17 protein-coding genes, 5 tRNA genes and 1 riboswitch are annotated in these 26,309 nt (G+C 44.3%); of the genes, 5 read left to right on the top strand and 17 right to left on the bottom strand.

Annotated features, from left to right (window positions below; all coding sequences use genetic code 11):
* Positions 1-192 precede the first annotated feature (192 nt).
* A complete protein-coding gene (locus BN6539_RS15335) occupies positions 193-6,321 on the bottom strand; it encodes a DUF4430 domain-containing protein (RefSeq protein WP_082907561.1) in 6,129 nt (2,042 codons plus the stop codon).
* Positions 6,322-6,578: 257 nt separating this feature from the next.
* Positions 6,579-6,756, bottom strand: a riboswitch (cobalamin riboswitch).
* A 202-nt stretch (positions 6,757-6,958) separates the two neighbouring features.
* On the opposite strand from BN6539_RS15335, the gene BN6539_RS15330 reads away from it, so the two are divergent.
* From BN6539_RS15330 to BN6539_RS15320, 3 genes are all read left to right on the top strand, one after another.
* Complete coding sequence (locus BN6539_RS15330; RefSeq protein ID WP_067540474.1) at positions 6,959-7,522, top strand: TetR/AcrR family transcriptional regulator; 564 nt, start codon at positions 6,959-6,961, stop codon at positions 7,520-7,522.
* Between the two features lie 62 nt (positions 7,523-7,584).
* Positions 7,585-8,766, top strand: a complete 1,182-nt coding sequence (locus tag BN6539_RS15325) for a cation diffusion facilitator family transporter (protein ID WP_067540471.1) — start codon at positions 7,585-7,587, stop codon at positions 8,764-8,766.
* A 36-nt stretch (positions 8,767-8,802) separates the two neighbouring features.
* On the top strand, positions 8,803-9,162 hold the full coding sequence (locus BN6539_RS15320) for a metal-dependent transcriptional regulator (protein WP_067540468.1): 360 nt from the start codon (positions 8,803-8,805) through the stop codon (positions 9,160-9,162).
* Between the two features lie 47 nt (positions 9,163-9,209).
* Here the strand turns inward: BN6539_RS15320 and nhaC are convergent, their stop codons facing one another.
* From nhaC to BN6539_RS15305, 3 genes are read right to left on the bottom strand one after another with little or no spacing between them, the layout of a single operon-like run.
* Positions 9,210-10,661 carry a Na+/H+ antiporter NhaC gene (gene nhaC / locus BN6539_RS15315; RefSeq protein WP_067540465.1) on the bottom strand — a complete coding sequence of 484 codons (1,452 nt, stop codon included), beginning with the start codon at positions 10,659-10,661 and terminating at the stop codon, positions 9,210-9,212.
* Positions 10,658-11,854 (bottom strand): pyridoxal phosphate-dependent aminotransferase, encoded by a 1,197-nt coding sequence (locus tag BN6539_RS15310; RefSeq protein WP_067540462.1) that lies wholly within the window; start codon positions 11,852-11,854, stop codon positions 10,658-10,660. The genes nhaC and BN6539_RS15310 overlap by 4 nt, the downstream gene beginning before the upstream one ends.
* A gap of 13 nt (positions 11,855-11,867) precedes the next feature.
* The gene (locus tag BN6539_RS15305) at positions 11,868-12,857 is read right to left on the bottom strand and encodes an amidohydrolase family protein (protein ID WP_067540459.1); all 990 of its coding nucleotides are present in this window, start codon (positions 12,855-12,857) and stop codon (positions 11,868-11,870) included.
* Positions 12,858-12,973: 116 nt separating this feature from the next.
* On the opposite strand from BN6539_RS15305, the gene BN6539_RS15300 reads away from it, so the two are divergent.
* Positions 12,974-13,888, top strand: coding sequence for a LysR family transcriptional regulator (locus tag BN6539_RS15300; protein WP_067540456.1), 915 nt, complete (start codon positions 12,974-12,976; stop codon positions 13,886-13,888).
* Between the two features lie 192 nt (positions 13,889-14,080).
* On the opposite strand, the gene BN6539_RS15295 is transcribed toward BN6539_RS15300, so the two are convergent.
* The 6 genes from BN6539_RS15295 to BN6539_RS22790 form a co-directional block, all read right to left on the bottom strand.
* Complete coding sequence (locus BN6539_RS15295; protein ID WP_207645105.1) at positions 14,081-14,872, bottom strand: Rpn family recombination-promoting nuclease/putative transposase; 792 nt, start codon at positions 14,870-14,872, stop codon at positions 14,081-14,083.
* Between the two features lie 825 nt (positions 14,873-15,697).
* A tRNA-Met gene (locus BN6539_RS15290) sits at positions 15,698-15,773 on the bottom strand.
* Positions 15,774-15,822: 49 nt separating this feature from the next.
* A tRNA-Leu gene (locus BN6539_RS15285) sits at positions 15,823-15,911 on the bottom strand.
* Positions 15,912-15,918: 7 nt separating this feature from the next.
* Positions 15,919-15,993: transfer RNA gene (locus tag BN6539_RS15280), tRNA-Asn, on the bottom strand.
* A 207-nt stretch (positions 15,994-16,200) separates the two neighbouring features.
* Positions 16,201-17,568: a YjiH family protein gene (locus BN6539_RS15275; RefSeq protein ID WP_067540450.1), complete on the bottom strand. Its 1,368-nt coding sequence runs from the start codon at positions 17,566-17,568 to the stop codon at positions 16,201-16,203.
* A gap of 177 nt (positions 17,569-17,745) precedes the next feature.
* The gene (locus tag BN6539_RS22790) at positions 17,746-18,117 is read right to left on the bottom strand and encodes a hypothetical protein (protein ID WP_207645104.1); all 372 of its coding nucleotides are present in this window, start codon (positions 18,115-18,117) and stop codon (positions 17,746-17,748) included.
* A gap of 281 nt (positions 18,118-18,398) precedes the next feature.
* Here BN6539_RS22790 and BN6539_RS15265 point away from each other — a divergent pair, with 281 nt between their 5' ends.
* Positions 18,399-18,923 carry a TetR/AcrR family transcriptional regulator gene (locus BN6539_RS15265; RefSeq protein ID WP_067540444.1) on the top strand — a complete coding sequence of 175 codons (525 nt, stop codon included), beginning with the start codon at positions 18,399-18,401 and terminating at the stop codon, positions 18,921-18,923.
* 469 nt (positions 18,924-19,392) lie between these two features.
* Here the strand turns inward: BN6539_RS15265 and BN6539_RS15260 are convergent.
* The 7 genes from BN6539_RS15260 to BN6539_RS15230 form a co-directional block, all read right to left on the bottom strand.
* Positions 19,393-19,468, bottom strand: a tRNA-Met gene (locus tag BN6539_RS15260).
* 72 nt (positions 19,469-19,540) lie between these two features.
* Positions 19,541-19,615, bottom strand: a tRNA-Asn gene (locus BN6539_RS15255).
* Positions 19,616-19,780: 165 nt separating this feature from the next.
* Positions 19,781-21,322: a Na+/H+ antiporter NhaC family protein gene (locus BN6539_RS15250; RefSeq protein WP_067540441.1), complete on the bottom strand. Its 1,542-nt coding sequence runs from the start codon at positions 21,320-21,322 to the stop codon at positions 19,781-19,783.
* 13 nt (positions 21,323-21,335) lie between these two features.
* Positions 21,336-22,454, bottom strand: coding sequence for a Rossmann-fold NAD(P)-binding domain-containing protein (locus tag BN6539_RS15245; RefSeq protein ID WP_067540438.1), 1,119 nt, complete (start codon positions 22,452-22,454; stop codon positions 21,336-21,338).
* A 196-nt stretch (positions 22,455-22,650) separates the two neighbouring features.
* Positions 22,651-23,718, bottom strand: a complete 1,068-nt coding sequence (locus BN6539_RS15240; RefSeq protein ID WP_082907558.1) for a sigma-54 interaction domain-containing protein — start codon at positions 23,716-23,718, stop codon at positions 22,651-22,653.
* A gap of 3 nt (positions 23,719-23,721) precedes the next feature.
* Positions 23,722-24,309 carry a MurR/RpiR family transcriptional regulator gene (locus tag BN6539_RS15235; RefSeq protein WP_067540433.1) on the bottom strand — a complete coding sequence of 196 codons (588 nt, stop codon included), beginning with the start codon at positions 24,307-24,309 and terminating at the stop codon, positions 23,722-23,724.
* A gap of 113 nt (positions 24,310-24,422) precedes the next feature.
* Complete coding sequence (locus BN6539_RS15230; protein WP_082907557.1) at positions 24,423-26,159, bottom strand: sigma-54 interaction domain-containing protein; 1,737 nt, start codon at positions 26,157-26,159, stop codon at positions 24,423-24,425.
* Positions 26,160-26,309: the final 150 nt, after the last annotated feature.

Genomic DNA, 26,309 nt, shown 5'->3' with positions numbered 1-26,309 from the left:
CCCTTATTCTATCACCAATGTCTCTTTTATAAACGAAAATCGTAATATGTGATGTGACCAACGCTTCCTAGCTACATCGGCAAAATAATCTTGTGTTCATTATAACCTAATTTGATTGTCAAGTTTTCATCATTCTTGCGGAAAAGAACAGACGAATGATGAAAAATCATTCGTCTGTTTCTTGATAATTATTTATTTTGCTATGCGATTCGCTTTATTAGACCAACTAGAGAAAATCTTCTTTCCTTCTATTATTTTGTACGCTCTAATTTTGTAATAATATCTTTTGCCCTTCTTCAGTTTTTTTGTATTCGAATAGGTTTTCCAACCGGCTTTTGTTGTAAAGAACGGTTTCTTACCAAATCCGCTGTTTTTCTTCGTAGATCTGTAAATCTGATATTTCACCCCTTTGACTGTCACATTTGTCGTCCAGCTTAGTTTTATACGGCCTTTATACGCTTTAGATTTTAACTTGATTTTCATATCTTTTATAAGATCAGCGTCACTCTTCTCTTTAGCATCTAACATCACAGCAAAGCTGCTCAATCTGTCAACTTTGATTTTTGCCATTCCCTCTTCTACTTTTACCTGCTGCTTTTTAATCTCACCCTCATGGTAGTGTAAAACAGTTACTGTTTTGCCGTTGTATTCTTTTCCTACTGGTATAGATAAAATTGCATGGCCAGGAAGTTTGATTTTCTTACCATCCTTTGTCAAGTCAATTTCATAGGTTTTCAATAATATCATCTTTTCCGATACGGACTGGAGCATAGCTTTGACACTTTCGTGGTCTTTAGACAATTCCTTAACAGTCAGTCTCATGTCTTTGGTCAGTTCTGCACCTTCCAAACTGACATTCGTATCTTTGTCCACGATTTCCTGTTGCTTATCCTCGCCTCCTCCGATTAATGTGCGTAAAGCCTGTTTGGTATCTATCACTATTTTATCTAGCACAGGCTTATTTTTTGCCCCGTCGATTCTGCCATTGGCTTCATTTAAAATTTTCTCAACTTTGACTTTTAGTTCTTTGTCGAGTTTCTCAAGGTTGGCATAACTTCTTAATTCAGCTTTAGCTTCTACCTTCAAACGGTTGAAAATAACAGAAGGTTCCTCGTCCCTTGCTTCTTTCCACTTTTCGTCATTGTCGAAGTTATCTCGGTACTCATCGATGTAACGCCAAATAATTTGATCCCCTTCATAGATTTTGCATGCTTTTAATCCTATGTCTGGGTATTTTTCATTGACCATGTACTTCCATCCGCTACCCTGTCCATTATGGAATTCCGCTAATTCATAGCCACCGAAGACGTCAGGCGCATTGATAGAGGATACGTAACCGGCAGATGTGCACTTATAAGCGAGTCCCGCCTCTCCAAGCGCTTTTACAAAAGCATCGTACACCGTCGCACCTTTATTGACCTTGACGGCTTTAGTTTTTATCCAGTTCACATAGCTGGCATGTCCGCTACTTCCATGCTTCCAGTCTCCAATCAATCTAAACGATACGGTGATCTCATCATTTTTGATCTGTAGGCCATCGATTGCTGATATAAGTACGTTTAGAGCTAAGTTTACTTCTTTTTGGGATACCGCTTTCTCCGCCTGGCTGATTGCGCTTTGAAGTCGGTTCCATGATTCGTCAGTATACTCTCCCTTGGTAATTTTCTTTGCCTCAGCCAGCTCTGCCTCTAAAGCTGTTTTATCTATAGGACGTTCTGTGCCGGCATCATAAATACCTTTTCCATAGCGAAATGCTAGCATCGCTCTATAGCCTGCCAGGCTGCCTTCGATAGAAGCCTTCTCACCGTCGGGAGTATCTGCAAAACCGTCATTCCTGAAGAATAAACGCACGCCGTGGAGCGGATTTCCTAAGTCCTTTTGAAATCTGCTGTCGGTTGTGGCATCTACGTCGCTATGATAAAGACTGATTAGAATATCTGCCGTTGTCTCCAAATTTCCTGTCAAAATATTACTGTCTTTGCGATAATCGCCCCAATAGCCTTGTGGGCAGATTTTTCCAGTCATACTGCCCTGGTCTTCTGCTGCGATCAAATTAATCATCGAACTCAGCATAGATGGCGGTAGTTTTCCTCCATTTACCAATGCCATCATTCCCATAGCCGTTGACTTTGGAGTCATGACAGCAAAGCCGTATTCATTCCAGAACTCACAGATGCCGCCACTGACATATCTATGTTTATTTTTTTCTATAGCACCGTATAGCTTCTCACGAATTTGCTTCTGATCTTCCTTCTGTTCCAAGTCTAATGTAAGCAATGCATAAGCCATAGAATTTGTCATGTTTGTAACTGATCCATGACTTGCCGTACCTGTATGCTCTAATGCAGCTACCTGCTTGAGCATATCCGTACCATCCACATCGGACAGGCTGATGCCGTTCTCTTTAAGATATAAACCGGTAAAGAAATAATCTTTTGCTTCTTCTATCTTATTCTCTTTCACTGCCGATTTTAAAACATCCACATAATCATAGACTGCTGCAGTCGCCTGGTTATCTCTGATAAGAAGATAGGCAGCTTCGGTAGCCTGGGCACTGTAGGTTTTAAAATCAATCTTTTTCAAATGGTCAGCCGCCGTTTGAGCGATTTGCACGTCATTAGCTGTCAAACCAGGGCGGTTCTGTACCTTGCTTAAATCGTAAAAGCGATCTTTGTTTTTATAACATCTCTGATAAGAAGATAGCGCCGTATAAAGAACCTGGTTATCCTCAGCAGCGGCGTCTTTTAAAGTCGTCCATAGGTTTTGTTCGGCCTTGCAGAATCTATCATCCAAGGTAAAGTCAATGCCAGCTTCACTCAAAGCGGTCAAAGTCTTTGCACAGGCTGTTACATCGGAAAGATATGCTGCCTGATTTTCTGCCAGCCACGTGACAGCTTTTTCTATTTCACTGTCTTTTCCCTCCATTTGTGAAAAAGCAATTACGGCATTAGCCGTATCAGCAGCATTGGATTTGCCTTGTCCAAATCCACCGTCTGCATTGCTTTTTATCTTGTCCAAAAGTGCTTCCTTTGATATGGACGATGGAATTTTCTGTTCTTTTTTACTATTCATCGCCATCAAAATCTGTGCACTTTCGGCCGCTGTAGCTGACGATGCAAGCCCTGCGCCTTCCTTCCAAAGATCTTTTCCGTTGACATCATTAGGATCAATTCCCATCGCATTGAGTATTAATATCGTTTCGGTCCAGGTGTGTACAGAGGACACCCCCTGTCCTTTCTCAACCTCAGCCAAAAGCCTCTCACTGCATGACTGGCTGACTCCATTTTTCCTGGTTTCTGCGAAAAGTAATTCTCTGTTCAGGTCTGTCTGCTGTAATTGTTCTTTTGCCCATTGGCTCAGAGCTTTTATCTTCTGATCAATTGTCTTCTGGTAATTGAGCGGAGAGTATTTTATCGTCCAAATCAACTGGCTTACCGCACCGGATTTCGACACAGCTCTGACATTTAACTGATTATCACCAATATTAAATTTCAGCGAATACTTACCGGATTCACCCTCAATTGCATTACCGTTGAGGCGTACTGTTAATTCTGCGCCCTCAGCACTTATTGCCGCAATCACTTTGCTGGTTTGTACAGTATCTTTGTCTTTCACCCCGGAAATAGTAATTTGGGGCAAGGTTTCTTCACTTCCCGCAATATCTGACATATCATATAGGGAATTTCTACACTCTTTTACCCGCTTCCAAGAATTGTATGCCATCAATGCCTGCTGCGTAGCCATATGATCTACGTCGCCATTGACCGTATGAGCAAAACCCGATGGCCAAGTACTCCTATATGCAGCTAATGCTGTGAAAACATTCTTCGTTCGGCCTGAAGTAAAACCATTTTCTTTCAAGGTGATATCTTTACCTAGGGATGATATAGCAATGATTGTCTGTGAAATAGCTTCACTGGTTCCGCCCAACTCACATCTGCTGTCCATAGATTCCTGTAGGTATATCAGAGCTTTATCTATTGCCAACTGAATCTCTTTACGATTTTGATACTTGGAAAACGACTGTATAGCCATGGCTGTCATATCAACACTGCTGTTATCACCTTTGCTCAGACCAAAACCGCCGTCTTTGTTCTGAAAGTTCAAGATGACTTTTAAGAGTTTATCTCTATCATACTTCGCACTATTGGACAACTTCGCATCTTTTGCATCCACTGCAATCAATGCCCAAATTGCTTCGTTTGACCCACTTTCTATGCTATTGCTGTTGACCAGGGCGTTGAGAAAGTCAAAGCCGTTAAAGGAAGCTGGGTTTTCGCCAATGGCATACAGTGCCAGTGCTACTCTCGCTAAATCCGTCGGTTTTCCTCCTGCGTGTAATCTGCCGCTGCTGCCCTTTGCGATTTCTTCTTTTATGCTCTCTTTGTAAGAAGTAATCGCCGCCTCATCGTCTTTGGACAATGAAAATCCTGCTCTTTTCAGCGCGATAATATCCCACTCGTCATTATAGGAATATTTCTCGTGGTCAGATTTCCACCTGTTGTAATATGACTCACAGGAATTTATCCCCCATTTCACCAGATTATCTGAATCTGGAGGTTCTTTGCTGCTTTCTGTAACGGTGACAGTGAAGGTAACTGGCTTCACTCCTTCTTTAGCAATTAGCGGCGTGCCCGTCACTTCTACATTGCCCTCAGAAACTGCCGTCAAAACAAACGTCTTGCTGGCATAACGGTCATATTGGCCTCTGCTCTGTTTTATGTTTACGATACCTTCTTTATCATAAGTCCATCTCATTGCCGTTTGGGAGGGCTGGTCCTCTTCATTCTCTCCCTTTGGTTCAAAGATTAAGGGCAGTTCCATGGTTTCCTCTTCCTCCACTGTGAAAGAAGTCTGTCCATCCTTCATCGATACACCCTCTACAGGTTTCTCAAATTTGAATGTGACAACTTTGGAAGCAGTTTTTTTCTGTCCGTTATCATTGATTGCGGCGGTGACGGTTACGTCTCCTTCCCCATGTCCGATGAACCCATTACTGTGTGTATCGTGATAATCAGCAACTGCGTCGTCATCGCCAGACCATTCCACCTGATAGCAGCTGCTATTTTCCGGAGATATCTTTAGACCTTCATTTAAGGCACTTTGGTTGATACCCATATAATTATCTCCGCTGCCCAGAGAATACACCAGGTGATGCATCGACACCGTCTCTGGAAGATCCAATGTTACACTCTCAACAGGCACATAGGTAGATGTTGCCTCAAAGGTCTTTGCGATTCCAAATAGCGTTATCGTGATATTGCCTATACCCGGCTTTTCAAAGGCAAATCCGCCGAAATCCCAGCTTGGGCAAGAAATATACTCCTTGTCAGCAGTCATCGATACATCTTTTTCTAACGTTATCTTCTCATTAAAGGGAACATATCGATCAGATCCTTCCAGTTTACCTTTTATTAAAACATTCTTCCATTGATGTCCTGCAACGGTATACTTGTCAGTAACCTCATCTCCATCAATGTACATCTTAAAGTCTTCCAAAACTGGGTTTGCTGCTTTTATCTGAAAGTTACACAACACCTGGCTCGTAGATTTTACTTTCACTGAAGCGCGAACTGTACCTGGATTATTAACCGACAGTTTACCTGACTGACTGCCAATCCAAATCGGTTTATTCTGCTCCCCTCCGCTATCCCAAGTCGTCGTCCAATAGAGGTCTGCCGCATTGACCGGATAAGAGCCGCAAGAAAAGGTTCCATCTTCCACTGTCGTTACATTTAGGGTGTCTCCGTCACGAATAATCTCTGTTTCACCCCATGTATTTTTATAGCTTACGGTCGTTGTTCCAGTCAAAACGAATTTAAATTCTTTTTTAGCTGTTTTTTCCTGCTCTTCACCCTGCTGATACTTAACCGGTATTTCATACATGCCAGTATCTTCAATTGATTTCTCAGCTTTCGCATAAGATGCAGAATTCATATGCAGCCGCCACTCTCCATCTGTACTCTTTTCAATCGTAATACCGTCATAGTTGTCCGTATCACTGCTGACAATAGTCCAATTTTCTCCATCGTCGGCTGGCTCACTTTTAAAAATAAAACCTTCAAAGATCATATTTTCATCGTTATAACCCGACGTCCGTTCTTCGATTCGAATTTCATCATTTTCGTTTACTTCGTATTTCTTATCGGTTTCTGCCCCCGTATCTTTATCGATTTCCTGAATCCACACATTTACAGGGTTTGATTCCTCCTTTTCATTTTCTGGCCCCGTCGCGTACACGCTTGTCGGAATAAGGGATAGAATCATTAAGATTGTCATCAATAACGCAATTCCTCTTCGTCCTCTCTTTTTTGTCATCATCTTCCTCCTCAATAAAAATTGTATTCCATTTTCTTCTCACAAAATCCTTAGAGGAGGTCTAAAAAACGTGGAAATGACGATGCCAAAGAATCCTATCCGCAAATGTCGCCCACACTGGGCAACGCTTCGTAAAGTGCGTTCCTTGATATTTCCTGCATAATAAAAAACCTCTTCTCATCTGAAGAGGTAAAATAATTTTGCTATGAATTTGACTGCACGTTAAAACGCAATTCTTTATCATATCCTCATCCCAGAAGTAAGAATTTTGCTTCACGGCAGGTCTACTGACTTCGCTTCTCTCTTGAAAACGCCTTCTCAGATTTCTCCAATGGCTGTTGTTTTCTCGTCTGCGTTACAGTAGGGGTGACTGTACCGGACTTACACCGATTTCCCTATTATCAGCCGCATAGGCTGACCGTTTTCCATATTCAGTTATGCGAAAATGAACCTAGTTCATATGTCATTATAAGTTATGTTGATATAGAATGCAATATAATTTTTTTGCACTTTATATTACTATGTATGTAGCTATTATAAATTTTTTACGGTGCATACAATTTTCATTTCTCCTTAATTCCCTTGACAAACATCACCTTCACATCTATAATTGAACATAAGTTCAATGTTGAGGTATGCTATGGCACAGATATTAAAAGATGAAATAAGAGAAAGAATTCTAGCTTCGGCATTAGAAGAATTCTATTGCAGCGGTTACAAGTCTGCTACAATGCGCGGCATCGCCGCAAAGGCAAAAATACCTACAGGGCTGATTTACTCTTACTATAAGAACAAGGAATCACTTTTTGATGCCGTGCTCCAGCCCGTCTTGTATGATTGGGGCCAGGTCATGGCTTCGGAAGACATCGATAAGGCGAACCGTGAATCCCGTGGCTTCAGTAAAGCAGAAACAGATTGTCTGATGAATTTATTTGCGCATCGGCAGGAATTCATTATTTTGATGGATAAAAGCGAAGGCACAAAGTACGCTCAGGAAAAAGATCGTTTTATACGGGAAGTTGAGAAACACTTTCAATACAAACATCAAAATGACGAAAATGCAGACGACGTCTTCATACACATTGTCGCCAACAACTTCGTGGATGCTTCGATGCAGATGATGTATCACTATAAGGGAAAGGACTGGGCGCTGACTATGTTGTATCAATTATCAAAAATGTATCTATCGGGAATTGGTCGCTAGACCAGTTCCTTTTTTTATTGAACAATATTGAATTAACGTTCAAAATTGAAGGAGGAGATTTTATGATAACATTATTAGCTGGATTGTTTATTAAAAACAAGGAGGACTTATCCAACCCAAGAGTAAAAAAAGCCTACGCCGCCTTAGCCAGCATAACCGGTATCTTATTGAACTTGCTTTTATGTGCTGCTAAAATTACCATCGGTGCCTTGAACCATTCCATCGCTATTACAACAGATGGATTCAACAATCTGGCAGATGCCGGTACATCAATACTATCATTTCTAGGCTTTAAGATTGCAGTGTATGGTGGTGGCAGCGTCCATCCTTTCGGTCATGGTAGGATTGAATGGATTATGAGCATTTTTACCTCGTGCGCCGTGGTTTTTATGGGAACAGCCCTTGCCCATACTGCAGCTCTAGCCATCACCAACCCGCAAAAACCACTGTTCAGTGCTGCAATTGTCATCGTCCTGACGCTTTCTATTATAGTCAAGGGCTATATGTATTTCTATAACAAACGCATTGCCAGAATAGCAGATTCGGAAACCTTGAAAGCCGTTGCAGCAGACTGTATCAGCGATTCCGCCGCTACATTTGCCGTTCTGTCATCCACTATTGTCACCCATCTGACGAGTTGGAAAATTGATGGTTATTGCGGTATCCTGGTATCTCTCTTTATCATCTTTGCCGGCGTAAAAAGCTTATGGGAAGTCCTGGGAAGAATCATGGGGAAAGCCCCTGATGAAAACTTGCTGCAGAATATCATAGCCTGTGTCAAAGAACACCCACAAGTGGCCGGCATCTATGATCTGATGATTCATGACTACGGCTTCGGTTATTTTGTCATCTCTATGCATATCACAGGCCGCAAGGAACACTGTGAGCGACTCAACAGGGTGGCTGAAGAAGCGGCTTTTCTCCTATACAAAAAATATCACTGTGATACGTTTATACAAGTTGACTATCTGATCGAGGATGAGGCATTAGCGGAAAAAACCCAAACAATCGTCAATTCGGCGTTGCAGAAATACGGAGACAGATTGGCCGTGGATCATTTCAGGTTAGTTGAAAGCGGCACTCATATCAAAGTCATCTTCGATCTGCTGTATCCTGCTGACCTGCAGAATCAAGAAGAGGATATCCGCCAGGAAGTTGAAAAAGCCTTTACGGCCGAAAGCGATACCTATCTGGTGATGATCAAAGGCGTCCTGCGACGAGAGCGTTTCCGGTTACATGGTTAACATCCGTTACAATCTAATGAAGGGAGAAAAACAAATATGGAGTTAGGCAGATCAAAAGAAGATTATTTGAAAACAATTTTTATGCTTCAAAAGAAAGAAGGCGATGTTTATTCTGTCAATATTGCTCAGTCCATGGGCGTTTCTAAGGCCAGCGTTTCCGTCGCACTGAAACAACTGCGCGGCAAGGGATATGTAGAGCAGGCACAGAATGGAGGTCTAAGACTAAGTCCCCAGGGGTTTTCCATCGCATTGCAGATCTACGAGAGATATGATTTTTTCGTAAAACTGCTTTTGCAGATCGGCGTCCCTCTTGAAATTGCACGTCATGACGCATGTCAGATCGAACACGATATCAGCAAGGAGAGTTATGAAAAACTGAAGGCTGTATTCCTCTAAACTTGCTATTTTTAAAAACCTCCGGTGTCTGCCGGAGGTTTTCTATACTATGCACTTACTTTTGATGAATATTTCTTTCTTCCATGGAACCTCGTTCCGTCGGAATGCCACATGGCCCAGCCTGTACACGCTGAAACAAGGGTGAAGATCGGCACGATATAGCAGAAGAACTCATAAGGGATAAAGGACGCATCACCTGTGCCCAAGACACCGACAGCATAGACTGTAGCCACAGACCACGGGATCAATGCCGAACCGTTAATGGCCGTATCGCCCATGCAGCGAGACAATACTTTGCGGTGAATATTCATCTTATCGTAACTTTCTGAGAAAGTCGGACCAGACATGACCGCACCCAGCATCTGATTTCCTGAAACCGCCAATATCAGATAATTATAGATCATAGAAATGATGACCAGTGATTTTGGCGTGTTCATCTTCCTGAGCAATACCTTATCCATAATGACGCTCAACGCTCCCGTCGCCTGAAGGGCGCCTCCCATCATGCAGGCGAGGATAATCATTCCCACTGTACCCATCATCGAGTTGATACCGCCTCTGTTGAGGATACCGTCTACCAAGTCCACACCGGTGTCAGAGATATATCCATTCAGTGCCGTCTGCATCACGTCCATGAGGCTCACATCCTGCAGAAGTACCGCATAGAAAATGCTGAAGATCGCGCAGGAGGTCAGACCCAGCACCGCCGGTATTTTTAAGACCGCGATGACAATCATGAGGACTGCCGGCAGCAGAGCAAAGATACTGATATCGAAGTTCTGTGCTAAGGTGTGAAGCATCAGCTGGACATTTTCATCCGCTGCCTCACCTGATGCATACTTCATTCCCATGATAAAATAGATGACCAAAGAGATTATCGCGGCAGGCACCGTGGTATGCATCATTGCACCGATATGTTCATACAGATCTACGCCAGTTACACCAGAACACAGATTTGTACTGTCCGACATAGGAGACATTTTGTCCCCCACATGAGCCCCCGCTACGACGGCACCGGCTACCAGAGGCATCGGTACGCCGATACCGATGGCGACGCCGGTTACGGCAATCCCCATGGTAGCGATGGAACCAAAACTGGTACCTGTAAAGATGGACATGACAGCACACAGCAGAAAGGCCATGGGCACCACCAATGCGGGAGTAATTAATTTCAAACCATAGTACATCAGCGAAGGCACCGTGCCGCCTATGATCCAGGCGCCCACCATGACCCCTACGTCGATCAGGATGATGATGACAACCAGGGTGCCGCTCATAAATTCTATGATTGGATTCTGCACATCCTGCCACGGTTTTCGCAGGAGCAGACAGGCGATCATAGCCTCAAAGGCTCCCAGGAGCAGCGCCATATTCGTTCCGACACCTGCTCGAATGGTCAAAATAATCGTAGCAAAGACTACGAGTAAAATCAATGCTGCGCCGCCAACGGACAGGTTTCTCTCCCCTTTTCTCTCTTTCTTTGCTGCATCACTGTTCATGATTTTTCTCCTTCTTCAGCTCTCACCTTCTCTACAAACTGCTTCAGCCGCGCCATACCCTCCAGACAGTCTTCCAAAGAGGCAGCGTAGGAAATCCTCACATTATTTTTAGCATTTTCCCCAAAGTCTCTCCCCGGCACACAGGCGACGCCGTTTTCTTCTAAAAACCGCAGCGCGAATTGGTCGCCGTCCATACCCAGGCAGCTGACGTTGGGAAATACATAAAACGCCGCCTGCGGTCTGTTGCAAGGGATCTTTAATTCTGTAAGAGTATCATAAATCACTTTTCTCCGCTGGTCAAAGGCATCCAGCATGCGGTTCATCTCATCCGATTCTTTTCCCAGAGCAGCCAGGGCTGCATCCTGTGCAAAACTGGTTGCGCAGAGGACCATTTTCTGATGACAGCGAATCAATATCTGCATCAAAGATTTGCTGGCCGCCAGATAGCCAATGCGGAAACCACACATAGAATAACTCTTAGAAAAGGAATGAATGGTGATGGTTCTCTCGAACATACCCGGAAGGCTGCCGAGAGAAACGTGTTCGTTCCCGTCGTAGATTACTCGCTCATAGGCCTCGTCAGCAATCACAAGCAAATCATGGCGGATGCAGACTTCACTGAGCGCGGCGAGATTGTCACGATCTATCATCGTTCCAGTGGGATTGGATGGATTACATAACACCAGCAGCTTTGTTTTCGTCGTTATCTTGCTTTCCAGTTCTTGCAGATCAAAATTGAAATTGCGGCTCTCGTCCAGAGATACATAGACTGGAATCCCATTGGCGATTTTGACCATGCTGTCGTAAGGGGAATACCCCGGGTCAGTGAGAAGCACTTCGTCTCCTGCGTCTACAAGAGCTAAGACAGCGGCGGCCATGGCCTCTTCTCCGCCCACTGTAACCATGATTTCGCTTTCTGGATCTGCAAAAATATGATTTTCCTTCTCCAGCTTGGCGGAAATCGCCTTGCGCAGCGCCAGATTACCATAATTTGAGGTGTAACGCGTGTTACCCGCCTGCAAGGAGACACAAGCTGCGTCTCTGATATACTTTGGCGTTACAAAATCCGGCTGTCCGACTTCGAAATGGATGATTGATTCTCCTTCTGCTTCCAGTTGATTGGCTCTTGCCATGACCCGGCGTATGCCGGTAAAGGTGATTTTTTTCATCTTCTCAGGTTCATAATCTCTCATAGCCTGTCTCCTTCTACAGATCCAGCTTAAACAGCTTGGCTGCATTGGTACGCCCCATCTTTTCTTTGTCCAGGTCGGAGAACGGGATGTTGTCAAACCAGTCTGCTGCCTGCTTCATGGACTCGTACGGATAATCCGTAGAAAACATGATGCGCTCCGTGCTCATTTCCATCATGGCGCACATCAGTGCCGGTGTGCTGCAATTCCCCGATGTGGTAATGCTGATGTTGCGCTGAAAATATTGATTGATCGGAAGGTCTGCCTGACAGTCTCTCTTGTGGCTGTTACAGCGATTGGTGATTCTCCACAGGAACATCGGCAGAAGTTCTCCCATATGGCCGATTACAATCTGCAGTTTCGGGCAGCGATCAAAGATTCCGCTGGAAATCAATCGGAGAATTTGCGTTCCAAGATTCGCATGCCAGCCCCACGCCGCCGTCTCCATCCAGAAATGATTATCGCCGAATACTTCTCTGCGCACCGTCTCTGTTACTGGACGCGGATGGATATAAATCGGTACGTCTAAGCTTTCGACAGCCTCCCAGAATGGAATGTTGCGCGGATCGTCCAGATAAACTGGCACGTCAGGATCGCCGATATTGCAGAAGCCGTTGATCAATGCTCCCTTAAAGTCATACTCTTTTACACAGCGTTCCAGCTCTCTCGCTGCTGCTTCCGGATCCTGCGTCGGTAAGGCGGCAAAAGAATCAAAACGATCTCTGTGATTCACAATCTGCTCCGCGATGTAGTCGTTGACTTTTTTAGCGGAATCCACTGCTTCTTTCGTATCCAGGATCGCCTGAATTGTCGGAGAAGAAAGAGAAAGAATCGTCTTTTCAATTCCAGCTTCGTCCATCAATTCAAGCCTTCTGCCGGAAATATCACACATGATGCCCTTCGCTCTCTGCCACACGTCCTCTCCTTCACGAATAAAGAATCTCTTCACATCACCCAGATATTCCTCTGTAGCGAAATGTTCCTCTAATGCGATTTTACCTTTCATAATCATATCCTCCTTGTTTTTCTTTGTGGTCTTATTATAGCTGTCATCAATCTTGTGTTTGATTCAGAATTGTGATACAATTATGACAAAATGGAATAGTACGATGGAGGAGGCTTATGGATATTCAGGAATTAAAATATGTTTTAGCACTGGCAGAGTATCAGAATTTTACCGTGGCTGCAGAAGCCTGCAGCCTGTCTCAATCCTCTCTCTCGAAACATCTTCTGAAGATAGAAGAAGAAATTGGAAACATCAGCCTTTTTGATCGTTCTAAACGACCTGTTTTGCTGACCACCGCAGGAGAAGAATTTGTTCAATATGCACGCCGCATTACAGAAGAATACGAAACACTTTTGCTTTCGATGGAAAAATATAACGTGCCTGACAACAGCACCCTCAGAATTGGCATTATCCCAGTCATTGGCCGCTTCGGGTTTATTCCTCTGATCAAATCTTTTAAAGAGACCCTTTCCCCCGTCGACTCTGTGGAAATCATCGACCGTCCCAGCAAAGAGCTCCTGAAGCTTTTGGAAAAAAATGAAATTGACCTCGCTCTGCTGGCAATCTCGCCAAACCAGGTGTTGAAGACTTCTCTGACCAGCTACCACCTGATGGAAAACGAACTCTGTCTGATCGTAAATGAAAAACATCGTTTTGCCCATCGCAGCTCAGTAAACCTCAATGAGATGTCAGCGGAAATCTTTGCGATACCCGACAACGAAACCGGCATGTACGACCTCTGCCTGAGCGCTTGTGAAGCCTCTGGCGCCAAGCTGAAAAAAGTGAAAACCTATCGCAACATTGAAACAATTTTAGACTTGGTCGAAGACGGAGAATGCGTCAGCCTGCTGACCGCAAGACTCTTATTCACTTACAAACGACAAACCCTGAGGGCTGTTCATCTTACCCATCCAGTGAAAAGCATCATCGCTTTAGTGATCCAGAATTCCGCAAAGTTCAACGGACTGACCCATGATTTTGTTGATTTTGCCCGCAATTGGCGGGTGCAGTTGGACTTAAAAGAATTTTAGTATTCCAAATGGGAATATTAATTTGTGATTAATGTAAAGATATGATAAATTGACAACCGCATTTTTGAAAAAAGGCGCATTCAAAAATAGCCATCAGTTTTAAAATAAGAGACCGTTCCCGCATTAACAAAAAAAGGCCTCATACTTTTTCGGTATGAAGTCTTTTGCTTCGTGTATATATGGCAATTCGGGCTATAGCCCTTCAATCTCGCTAATGGGCAACTCAGTATACTTAGAAATAACCTCGGGGTCAAGCCCATCCGCTTTCATCTTCCGAGCGGCAATCTTCTTCTCTTCTTGCGTCCCTTCTTTAAACGCTTCTTCCCGCGCCATCTCTACTTCCAGCTTTATCTTCTCTTCCAATGTCATCAGCTTTCGCCTCCATTCCGAAGTGTTGTACTTCTGTACCTGCCTGTGGAGCGCTTGGATGAAGGCGTCATCTGCAGGCACTTCCATGCGGTTTACGTAGTCGAAAAACGGTATCAGCTCTGGCGGTGTATTTTTCGCAGGAGCCGTTGTATTTACTATTAGTTTATAGGATTCGTCACCGTATGGCAAGCTGTTTTTTATATCATAATTTTGGAAGCTGTAGACGGCCTGCTCCAGCCCATAGTGGTCGAAGGTGCAGATGAAGATGACGTAGTTCTTTTTCAGTTCCTTATATTCCTCTCCTCTCCGCAGCTGGTCGATGTCCATGGCTGAGGCGTAGTAGCGGCCACGCATGGGAAGGGCAGAATCGTCAAAGCGTTGCATCTCGATACTGTATAGGGAGTCTTCATCTTCGAAGAGGACATCGAGGCGGACGCTTTTGGAGATCATGCCTGTGATGATGGTGTTCTGCACTTCCACATCAGCGCCATCACAGACCTTCAGCATGCGGATCTTTCTGCCTGGGAAAATCCGCTCCAGCAGGCCTCTGCAGAGTTCTGCATCATTCATGACCAGAGCAAATATGATGTCGTTATTCAGGGGATACTGTATCATAGTGGTGCTGTTTTGCATATACATGGAGGATTCCTTTCTGTGAACTAAGCAAAGTATAATTTGTAATAAATGTTATAATTTGTAATTAATTCCATCATAGCACATCGGCAGTCGTGTGTCAATATTTAACAGGAAAATAATTCCACTTTCATTCCAGCCGTTCACTCGCTGTCACCTCCGATGCGGTTCTCCGAAGCATTGACTGACTTGCCTCCTCCTCTATACAAGGGAACCCCGTTTCCCCTGCATCCTTCCTCGGTTCAAGTCCAGGCTTTCTCTCCGCCAAACACGACGGTCTGCGTACTTTCGGACTTGCACGATTTCTCCGAAATCGCCACCCTGCACCTCCCCTTTCGGTCGGCTTGGGTCGTGGCCTACTCACCAGTCCACCGGACTGCTTCGCTTCACGGCCACGCCTATCGGTTCAAGTCCAAGCGTTTCTTCGTCAAACACGACGGTCTGCAAACTTTCGGACTTGCACGATTTCTTCGAAATCGCCGTGCTTGGTTCCCTTTTCGGTCACCGGCGTACCGTGGCCTACTCACCAGTCCACTGGACTGCTTCGCTTCACGGCCACGCCTATCGGTTCAAGTCCAGGCTTTCTCTCCGCCAAACACGACGGTCTGCATACTTTCGGACTTGCACGATTTCTTCGAAATCGCCGTGCTTGGTTCCCTTTTCGGTCACCGGCGCACCGTGGCCTACTCACCAGTCCACCGGACTGCTTCGCTTCACGGCCACGCCTATCGGTTCAAGTCCTCATCTCACTGGCAAATAAACGAAAAGAAATGCCACATCCTAATGGATATGGCATTTCTTTTCGTTTGGTTGCGGGGACAGGACTTGAACCTGCGACCTCCGGGTTATGAGCCCGACGAGCTACCAACTGCTCTACCCCGCGATATCATATATTCAGTTCTTTATTACAGGATTTCTTCCCACCAGTAAATTGGTGCCGGAGACCGGGGTCGAACCGGTACGATCGGTAAGGATCGCAGGATTTTAAGTCCTGTGCGTCTGCCAATTCCGCCACTCCGGCATAAAATTGGCTCCGAGGGTGGGGCTCGAACCCACAGCCTACCGGTTAACAGCCGGTTGCTCCACCATTGAGCTACCTCGGAATACCTGTTGCATAACAATCAATATTATCAACCGCAACGCTATTGATTATACATTGAATATATAAAGTTGTCAATATTTTTTCAATAATTTTCCTCTACTGTATTCCTAATCGTCATGAAATCAAAAGGGCAGTCCTTTACGAACTGCCCAACTGTATAGCGATGCTAAAATAATAAATTGATAAAATAAAATATTCTAGTTCTTATTTAAAAAATCAGATGAGCAAGTGGGCAAACGATAATCAAGCTGATAATCGTTCTTTCTAGGAAGATTACGAATAACTCCCAAAGCTTCACTGGAAGCTTTGATCCCAGAATCAAACCGCCAACTTCTGATAAATAGAGAAGCTGTGTTACAGATACGACAGCGACGATGAATTTTGTCATGACGCTGGTGATATCAGCAGAAGCAATGATGGACGGTGTCAGCATATCCGTAAAGCCTACGATCATGGTCTTTGAAGCGTCCAATGCCTCTGGAACCTGCAGCAGGTTTAGCAGTGGTAAAAACGGCTTTCCTAAGATCTCGAAAATCGGCGTGTTATTAGCAAGCGCCAAAGCGATTGTTCCAATAGCCATAACGGAAGGTAATACGCCAAACCACATTCCCACAGCGTTCTTCATACCATTTTCAATAAACTGACCGATACCCTTGTGCTCCTGCACTCTCTTCAGAGCCAGATCAGTACCATACTGAATGGATGATTTGTACTGGCTTGGAATGCTCTCCGGCATTGCCTTGCCTTCAACCAGGTATGTATCCTTCTTCAAAGAAAGAGGAGGGATTCTCGGTACGATAATTGCACAAACCACACCAATCAAGCAGATGAGCAGGTAGTAAACGCCAAAGTACTGCATGAGATCCACCTGTGACAGAACGACAATACTGAAGGTAATTGATACTGCTGAGAAGGTCGTCGCAATGACGGAAGCTTCTCTTGCAGAATAATAACCGCCTTCGTATTGATTGCAGGTCAGCATGACACCCAGCGTACCGTCGCCAATCCAAGAAGTGAAGCAGTCAACTGCCGCACGTCCAGGAATTTTGAACAGAGGCCTCATGACCTTCGTCAGCAGTGCGCCGACAAACTCCAATAGACCAAAGTCCAGCAGCAGCGGCAAAAGCAGTGCTGCGATCGCAAAGATGATTACCAGTACAGTCAGCAGATCCCCTAATACGAATCCGCCGGCTCCGCCTTCGGTAAGCATATGCAAAAATCCCGTTTTGCCATCCTCTGCGTCCAAACCCAGATAGGTAAGCCATACGAGTGCCGCGCCAATCACTCTCACAACGACCCAAATGATGGAAGTTGAAAAAGTATCGTTGAGGATCGGGTGTTCCGTGATAAATTTTGGCTTAGCCAAAGAAATAACAGACATAATTGCGGAAACAGTGATAATGGCAACGCATAGAATTGGAAGGAAACCTCCCAGTGCGCCGCCGATAATATCAGCTAAAATCTTGACACACACTGTCCAATCGCCATTATACTTTACTGGAATCATAAATAAAATGATACCGATTACTGATGGGACTAGAAATTTGGCCATTAGTCCACTTTTCTTATTCTCCATAAATATTCTCCCTTCACATCACCATACACTTATATTGTACCATAGTATATCGAAAATCAAAGTGCTAAAGTTGCAATATTGCGAATTTACATTAATTAAAATTATAATTGATTTTCTTATAATACATTTTTCGCAAAATAGTTGTACGTCCACACAAAAAACAGAATTTTGTCGATTTTAGAAAAAGCCAAACAGATCGTTAATAATTAGTACAGCTATCCAAAGATAGAGACATAAAAATTTAGTCGTGGTGAAATAAGAACACCACTTAAGGATGGATTTATTGATCTCTGGGTATTTCTTTAACACTTTTATCAAAAAACCATTCTCTAACAGATCAAATATGGCTCTCAGCACGCATACAGCAAAGAGAATATTGCCGACAGATGGGTTTGTAATCAATTTATTTGTAATTGCCAGCATAACGATTAGAAAAAATAAAGTAAAGAGGCAATCTAAAATCAAGTATTTTTGATAGATTAATCTGCCTGTTTCGCCTATTCGCTCGAAAGTTTCCATGACCTGTTTAACACTATAATGAAATTTCATATCCGGCGAATGAAAAGACGAGTCATACCTTCGTATCCCTCGTACTCCCAAGTCCGTCAAATACATCAAAGCCAGACATATCAAAAAACCAACTATTCCAATTGTTTGAATACACAGCCACATTTCTTCTCATCTCCTTATGTTTTTCTTTTTAGAAGTGCCACACTTGTGGCAGAATGATTAACATAGTATAATATGAATAGAAAGAAGTTACAACCACTTGCGCGCAAACGCCACAAAGAAAAGTCCCTTGTGGCAGTTTTATAACAAGGAGCACTGACATGAACAACACAAAAAATCCCACGGCATTACAATCTCAGCGCTGGATATTACAAGCGCTGCTGGACACAATGGAAGAGAAAAATTATGATAAAATTACCGTCTCTGAAATCTGCCGAACGGCAGAATTAGATCGAAGAACCTTTTATCGAAATTTCAATTCAAAGCAGGAAGTCCTTGAACAATATATAGAACAACTTTGCAGGGAATATATGGCGGCGTTTTGTAAACTAGACAAGCCAGATAAGGAATCTGCTACGTTGCTGTTCTTTCAATTTTGGAAAGAACATCTGCAGTTTATCAGGAATTTGCAGCGCTGCGGATTAGAGTCTTACGTCTTTGACCACTTTGAAAGATTTACAAAATCTCATAGACAGCTTTTAATTGACGGACCAGCGGAAAATGTAAGCAGGCAGTACCTTTTGGCCTTCCGAATCGGCGGCTTTTGGAATGTCATGCTGACGTGGGCCGAAAATGGAGCAAATATATCACCAGAAGAACTGACATCCATCCTTTCGCAGCAATAGGAATTTCTAACAGACAAAGGGGATTTTATTTGATTGTAATATAGAGGCTATGATAGACCGCGACAAGTCGTGAAATGAAGGCTGGATAAAAGACTCCTTATGTAAACCTGGTTCCTGCTACTAGCGGCAGTAGGCAGAATCCGACCTCTTCGACCTGGAAAAACCGATCAAAGAGTATTTCTTAGAAAAATAGAATCTTCTCTTATACTGCACACGTGCTGGTAAAGGGGAACCTGAAAATTCAAAGGTACGTTTCGCCAAAACACAACGATCTGCACACTTTCGGACTTGCACGATTTCTTCGAAATCGCCGTGCTTGGTTCCCTTTTCAGTCACCGGCGCACCGTGGCCTACTCACCAGTCCGCCGGACTGCTTCGCTTCACGGCCACGCCTATCGGTGCAAGTCCTCATCTCACAAATCAAACGCACGAAAAAAACCGTTCTGACGAACGGCTTCTTTCGTGCGTTTGGTTGCGGGGACAGGACTTGAACCTGCGACCTCCGGGTTATGAGCCCGACGAGCTACCAGCTGCTCTACCCCGCGTTATCAAAGAATCTCATATGTAAGATTATGCACATTGCTGCTGTATACCAGTTTTCTTCTTGCTAGTAAAATTGGCTCCGAGGGTGGGGCTCGAACCCACAGCCTACCGGTTAACAGCCGGTTGCTCCACCATTGAGCTACCTCGGAATGCCTAATCGTACAACAATCAATATTATCAACAGCAACGATGTATATTATACATAAATTAACGAATTTTGTCAACTAATTTAGAAATGGCTTCTGGTTTTCAGCATATCAAAGCAGAAGCGCTCATCCACATTATTGAAGATAAGCGCTTTAATCTTATTTATACTATGATAACGGATATTCTGATTTTGTGTTTTTTAGCAATCTTACCGAAATTTTGTGCAATACTGCCACGACTGCAAATAATATTGCCGCACCGGCGATGACAATCCACGCATGCTCTGTATAGCCTGCAATCAGATAAAGAACTACAGAAACGGCCGCCACCGTACAAGCATATGGGAACTGGGTCCTGAAATGGTCGATGTGATCGCAGGCAGAGCCCATAGATGCCAACATGGTTGTATCCGAAATCGGTGAACACTGATCGCCAAACACGCCCCCGCTGATGACAGCGGCCACAGTAACTGCTAGAGGAGTGCCCATGATTGCTGCAATCGGGAAACCAATTGGAATCAATATGGCAAAAGTTCCCCAGGAAGAGCCAGTCGCCAATGACATGCAGCAGCCGATCAAAAATAGAATTGCTGGCAGCACAGCCGGATTTAAGAAGTCCTGCGTCACTTCCAAGATATAATATGCAGTGCCCATCTGTGAACAAACACTGCCCAAAGACCAGGAGAGAATCATCATGACGATTAGGAACATCATATCCTTCATTCCATCGAAGACCTTATTTTCAACCTGCTTTGGCGTAAAGATCCTCAACTTGCAGTTGATAAAGCCGGCTGCGATACCGCCTAGTATAAAGCCCAATGCGATGCCCTGTCTGATGACGATACCATCGATGCTTTTCTGCGGAAAACCGTTGAGAAAAAAGATAGTGAACATGGTAATCAGCATGATTGCAAGTGGAACAACTACAGAAATGGCTTTTGGCTCAACGCCTTCCGGCAGCTTAACCTCTACGGTGCTCCTCATTGGCACTCCGCCGTCTCTGATGGTCTTTCCCGTCTGCTCAGCCCGTTTCTGCGCTTTTAACATCGGACCAAAATCAAACTGTGTCAAGCAGATATACCCTACCATAACCAATGTTAATATATTATAAAACTGGTAGGGAATCGCTTCTAAAAACAGATTCCAGCTGGAGTCAGCAAGGTTCGGTATCTTCTCCAGTTCTGCGTCAATCAGCCCCATGATATAGACGCCCCAGCTGATGACCGGCACGAGGGCGCAGATAGGAGAGGAGGTCGCATCTAAGATGTAGGCGAACTTTTCCCTGGATACCCTGAATCTCTCAGCGATAGGCTGAAAGATCGGTCCCACCAGCAAAGAATTGCCCGAATCAGTGAACCAGACGAAGATCCCGCCCAGCCACATAGCAGTTTCAGCAGTTCTCTTCTTTTTGACCCATTTTTCCGCCGTCTTGGCAAAGGCTGCCGCACCGCCCGATGCACTGATCAGAGCGACAAAGCCGCCGATAATGCACAAGTTGGTGATTGACTGCATATTGGAATCAGTTGCCACCTGCGCATAGATAAAATCAGGAATCAAATTGGCGAAAGCCGCAACAGGATTCCAGCCAGCTAACACGATGGCGCCAAAATATAAGCCGAAGAATAACGATACGATAATATTTTTCGTCTTTAATGCAAGAACAATAGCCAAGATTGGCGGTACAATCGATAGTATTCCATAGTGATCCATATCGTCTCCTCCATTACTTTTTCATACTCTCAAAATAGACTAACGTAGATCTGTATAAACCCCTTTCAAAGAGATTGTCACTGTCTTCCTTGATCTGCTCCGGTTCCTTGCTCAATATCATACCGACATAGTTTTTCATCAGTCCGTAGTAGTACTGTACCGACCTGCGAAAATCCATGCCCGGCCATGCGTCGCAGCTAACCACGATTCTGCGATGGGTGCTGTCGACTTCGTCAGGCAGCTGATCGTACAGGGGATCGTCCGGGTAAATAATATAGTGGGCAGGATTTCCATTGACTGTGCCTTCAACCACCCTGCGCAGAGGCGGTACTAAGGAAAAATCATACCGGTCCGCACAAAGATCCACGATGACCGCGTGTTCAGGAAGCGCTGACATTTCTTCATTCGCGATGATCTGGATGGACTGATTTTTTCTCTGAGTTGCATCGATGAGCAAATCGGCCTGCATCAGCAGCTCTCTCATCACCTGCTTATCAGACGTGATCGTTCTCGTAGCGACAAAGGGAAGGATGCCTGCTAACCCTTCTCTGCCTAGAAACTCATCGTCACTGATAACCTCAAGAGATTTGACAACGCCTTGTCCTACGCCGCCGGCCCCCATGACAATCGCCTTGATTGGTCCCCGTTCATGAGAATAAAACTTCCCATACGTTTTTTTCAGCACGTCGATACCTGCTCTGCAGCCGCAGTAGGCTGTGCCGAAATAGTCCACAAACATACGCAGTCCTTGATCGTCGACAATGGAATCCATCGAGAACGTCTTTAGCTTCTTTCTTTTAATCAATTCCACAACGGCAGGCCGTGTAGAGTAGTGAAGCATGGTGAAAAGGGTAGAGCCGTCCTTCAGCAGTTCAAGATTCTCTAATTCGGGATTTTTTAGAATCATAGTGATATCCTGTCCATAAGCCTCCTCAAAAGGGACAAAGTGTACTTTTTCAGAAGCATTCAGATAGTCTTCCTCCCTGTATCCCAGTCGCTCGCCATAGCCTTTCTCAAGAAAAAACTCTACTCCATCGTAGCGATCCATAAACTGAAACAGATCTGGTATAAAGTCCCTTCTATCTCCTGCAAAATTGCGGATCATGGGAAACCCAACAGTCTTTGTTTTCATTTAACTTTACCTCCTGTAAATCATCTTTACTGATATATTCAGCAAGAAGCATGCCAAAGAAAAGCACTTGTGAGGGGCGCAAATTTCAACTATTTTCCTCCCAAAAACAAAAGTGTTGCAAAATCAGAACACCTGACTGTTCTGATTTTACAACATATGCACATTTGTAGAACAATTGCGGCAGCTTTGCCGCAGCCTAACCTTTTCGATTGTTTAATTTTCGCGAGAGAACAGAGGGGCTTGTCTTTAGTGCGGCGGCAGCCTTTCGCATGCTTCCCGTTTTTTTGATGTATTCTTCAATAATGAAGATTTCATACTCGGAGACAATTTCTTTCAGAGATTTAGAATCGCCAGTGAGGTTCACGGCCCGCGCCCGCGCAGGTGCTATTTCGTCTACATTGGCATCGTTCAGCAAGAACAGCTCTTCCGTTTCTAAAGTCGCTTGCAGAATGCTTTCATCATTTAGAACTTCACTGTCACTTAACAAAATCAGCCGCTCGATGGCGTTGCGAAGTTCTCGCACGTTGCCCGGCCAATCATAGTCGAGAAAGGCTCTCATCAGATTGACCCCCATCTTCTTGTCTGCACCATAGGTCTGATTAAACAGATTGAGAAAATAGAAAGACAGCAGAATGATATCTTCTCGCCTTTCCCGCAGCGGCAGCAGCGAAATCGGCACCACGTTCAGGCGATAGAATAAATCCCGTCTGAAAGTATTTTGCTGAACCATTGTCCTTAAGTCTTTATTAGACGCTACGATTAGACGCACGTCACTGGTAATTTCCACGTTACCACCCACTTTTACGAAACGGTTTTCCTGAATCACTCTAAGCAGTTTTGACTGCAGGGTCTGGGATAATTCTGATATCTCATCGAGAAACAGCGTCCCCTGGTTCGCAATTTCAAAGATTCCTTTTTTCCCTGTCTTTAACGCTCCGGTGAAAGCGCCCGGCATATAGCCGAACATTTCAGATTCAAAGAGAGTTTCCGGAATTGTCGCGCAGTTGACTTTGGCGTAGTTTTCCTTCTGCCTGCTGCTTACGTGATGAATGTATTCCGCATACAGCTCCTTACCTGTTCCCGTCTCGCCAAAGAGGACGACCGGAGCCGACGAGTTGGAAATCTTATGAATCGTTTCAATCTGGCTCATCATTATGGGATTGCATGTCAATATCTTGTGAAACGTATAGGCCTTCAGTGAGAAGTTCAAGCGCAGCTCATTACCTCTGGTATCGCAGTATTTTTCAATCAGCATCTCTTTCATCCTTTAAAAATAGAAGTCCAGCTGCTGCGCCGTCTCGTTAAATTCCCGCAGATGACGGTTGATATCGGTTCCCTGAATTTTGCCGATCAGGGCCGTAATCAGATTAATCAGAAGAATACCCGACGTATAGGTATCCGTATAACCATAGGAGTTCGCCTGCAGCCTAAAGGCGTACTCAGACAGCTCTGCCAAAGGAGATTTTTTCTTGTCAGTAATCGAGACGATCTTATATCCTCGGTTTTTAAGAAAACGAGTCGCTACGATTGTGGGCTTAGGATATCTGGGAAACCCGAAAGCGATAACCAAAGCTGAACGGTCGATGTTGATGATGTTGTCCAGCGTTTTCGTGTCGGCCGCATCAAAACCCGATGTCCTGATGCCGATCTTGTTGAAAATATATGTCGTATAAGAGACCAATACCGTAGAAGCCCTGGAACCGATGACCACCACTTCCGGCGCCGCTTGCATATCTTCGATCAGCTGCTGCACCATCTCCAGGTCGATTGCGTTTTTACAGTCCATCAAATTATCAATTTCGATATCGATCAGCGTTCCCAGGAGATATTCCTTATCCGCATTCTTTATTTCCATGTTTCACCTCCGGCCAGCCCCTAGCAGGCACTATTATTAAAATCTAGTCCTATTATACATCCTAAACCCGATTTTCGCATCCGTTTTCTTTCACAGGCGAAAATCACAGCTGTTTATTCAATATGATACTTCTGCATTTTTCTTACGATCGTGGACTGATTGACTTTTAATTTCTCGGCTATTTTTCGCGTGGTACCGCAGGTCAGCTTCGCCTTCTCCAGAACCAGTCGCTCTAATTCTTCTATGGCTTCATTCAATCCCAGATCTTCATTATCCGCAAGGCAGTGGATTACTTTTCTTATGGGATCGGATTTATACTGTGCATTCCACGGTAAATCTTCTGGCTCCAAATACTCATTATTGCTGACAATGACCATGTTCTCCACGATATTTTTCAGCTGGCGGACATTACCCGGCCATGAAAACCGTTCCATTTCCTTTACGATATCATAGGTCAGAACTTTTTCCTGCCCGTACTTCTTATTGTATCGCTTCAGGAACATCGCTACTAAGGGAAGAATGGCATCGGTCCGTTTCCGAAGAGGCGGAATCTCAATCTGTACCACATTCAGGCGATAATATAAATCTTCTCGAAAGCTCCCTTCTTCTACCATGTCTGCCAGTGAACGATTGGTTGCTGCCAGGACTCTGACATCTATGATTTTAGAATCAATTGCGCCTACACGCCGAATTTCCTTGCTTTGTATAAAACGAAGCAGCTTCACCTGGAAATCAAGGGGCATCTCTCCAACTTCATCGAGAAAGACGGTACCGCCGTCGGCAGCTTCTATTAATCCGACCTTACCATTCTGCATGGCGCCAGTAAAAGCGCCTCTTTCATATCCAAATAATTCAGATTCCAACAAGTTGCCTGGAATGGCGCCGCAGTTCACCGTTATGAAAGGCTTTTCTTTCCGCATGCTGTGCTGGTGGATATATTTTGCGACCTCTTCTTTACCTACGCCAGACTCTCCCAGAATCAAAATCGTCGTATTGAAATTAGCTACTTTTCCGGCCAATGAAAGAACCTGCTTCATCCCTTCGCTGATCGCAAGTAAAGCATCTTCACTGTCTCCAGTTGCCGGCGGTGAAGAAAAACGGGACATGTATTCTCTTTCATTTTTCCTTACACGCTGCAGCTCTTCCGTCAAATTATAGATTTCGGTGATGTCCCTTGCATTAATGACAATCATCTTGATCTCACCATTTTGATTGAAGATCGGTCGGCCAGTGACCATGATATGCCGGCCGGATTTGACAACTTGTCTTTTTGATACCACGGTCTGTTCTTTTGCGACGATGTGCGCTACAGATTCCGGCATCCAGACCGGGTTAATCAAATCCCTCATATACCGGCCTTCTATTTCTGATTTCTTAATCTCCGCCACACGCTCGTACGAGCTGTTGACAAAGAGAACCTTTCCCTCTTTATCCGTTACAAGAATTCCGTCAAAGGAACCCTCCAGTATCTCTTCAAAATGCTTTGAGAGGTCAGCATGATACGCCGTTCTCTTGTTAATTTTCTCGTTCTCCTTGTTTATTAGCAGAATCGCCCAGAATGCTTTCCTCGTGTCGGAAATCGTATGAAACGGGATGGCATAGAAAGCTCTGTCTCGCACAGAAAATGTATAGATAAGGTCGTTTTCTGTCTCTATACGATGTAGCTTTCCAGTCAATTTGCACAGTTTAGTACCGTGAAAGTCCACTTCTGTTTTATCCGGATATATCTGTGAAAAAAGGTCCGCTGCGGCTTGATTCATTCTAATAATTTTTATCTCGTGATCAAGCGTGATGACAGGGGCAGATTTCGTTTCTTTTTCTTCAAAAACACTTTTTCCAGACTGCACCATTTTTCTAACCCCTACTTTCTTCCATATTCAACTCTTGGCTTAAAATTAATACCATTATTTTACTCTAGGATTGTTAAAATCACAATACCTCATCACCTTTTCAAATATTTCCATTATTTTCCTATATGTCTGAAGATGATAAATGGAGGC

This window comes from Emergencia timonensis (genome assembly GCF_900086585.1).
GTDB lineage: Bacteria > Bacillota > Clostridia > Peptostreptococcales > Anaerovoracaceae > Senimuribacter > Senimuribacter timonensis.
The sequence above is the reverse complement of the archived record's forward strand: the minus strand, read 5'-3'. Positions and strand labels throughout refer to the sequence as shown.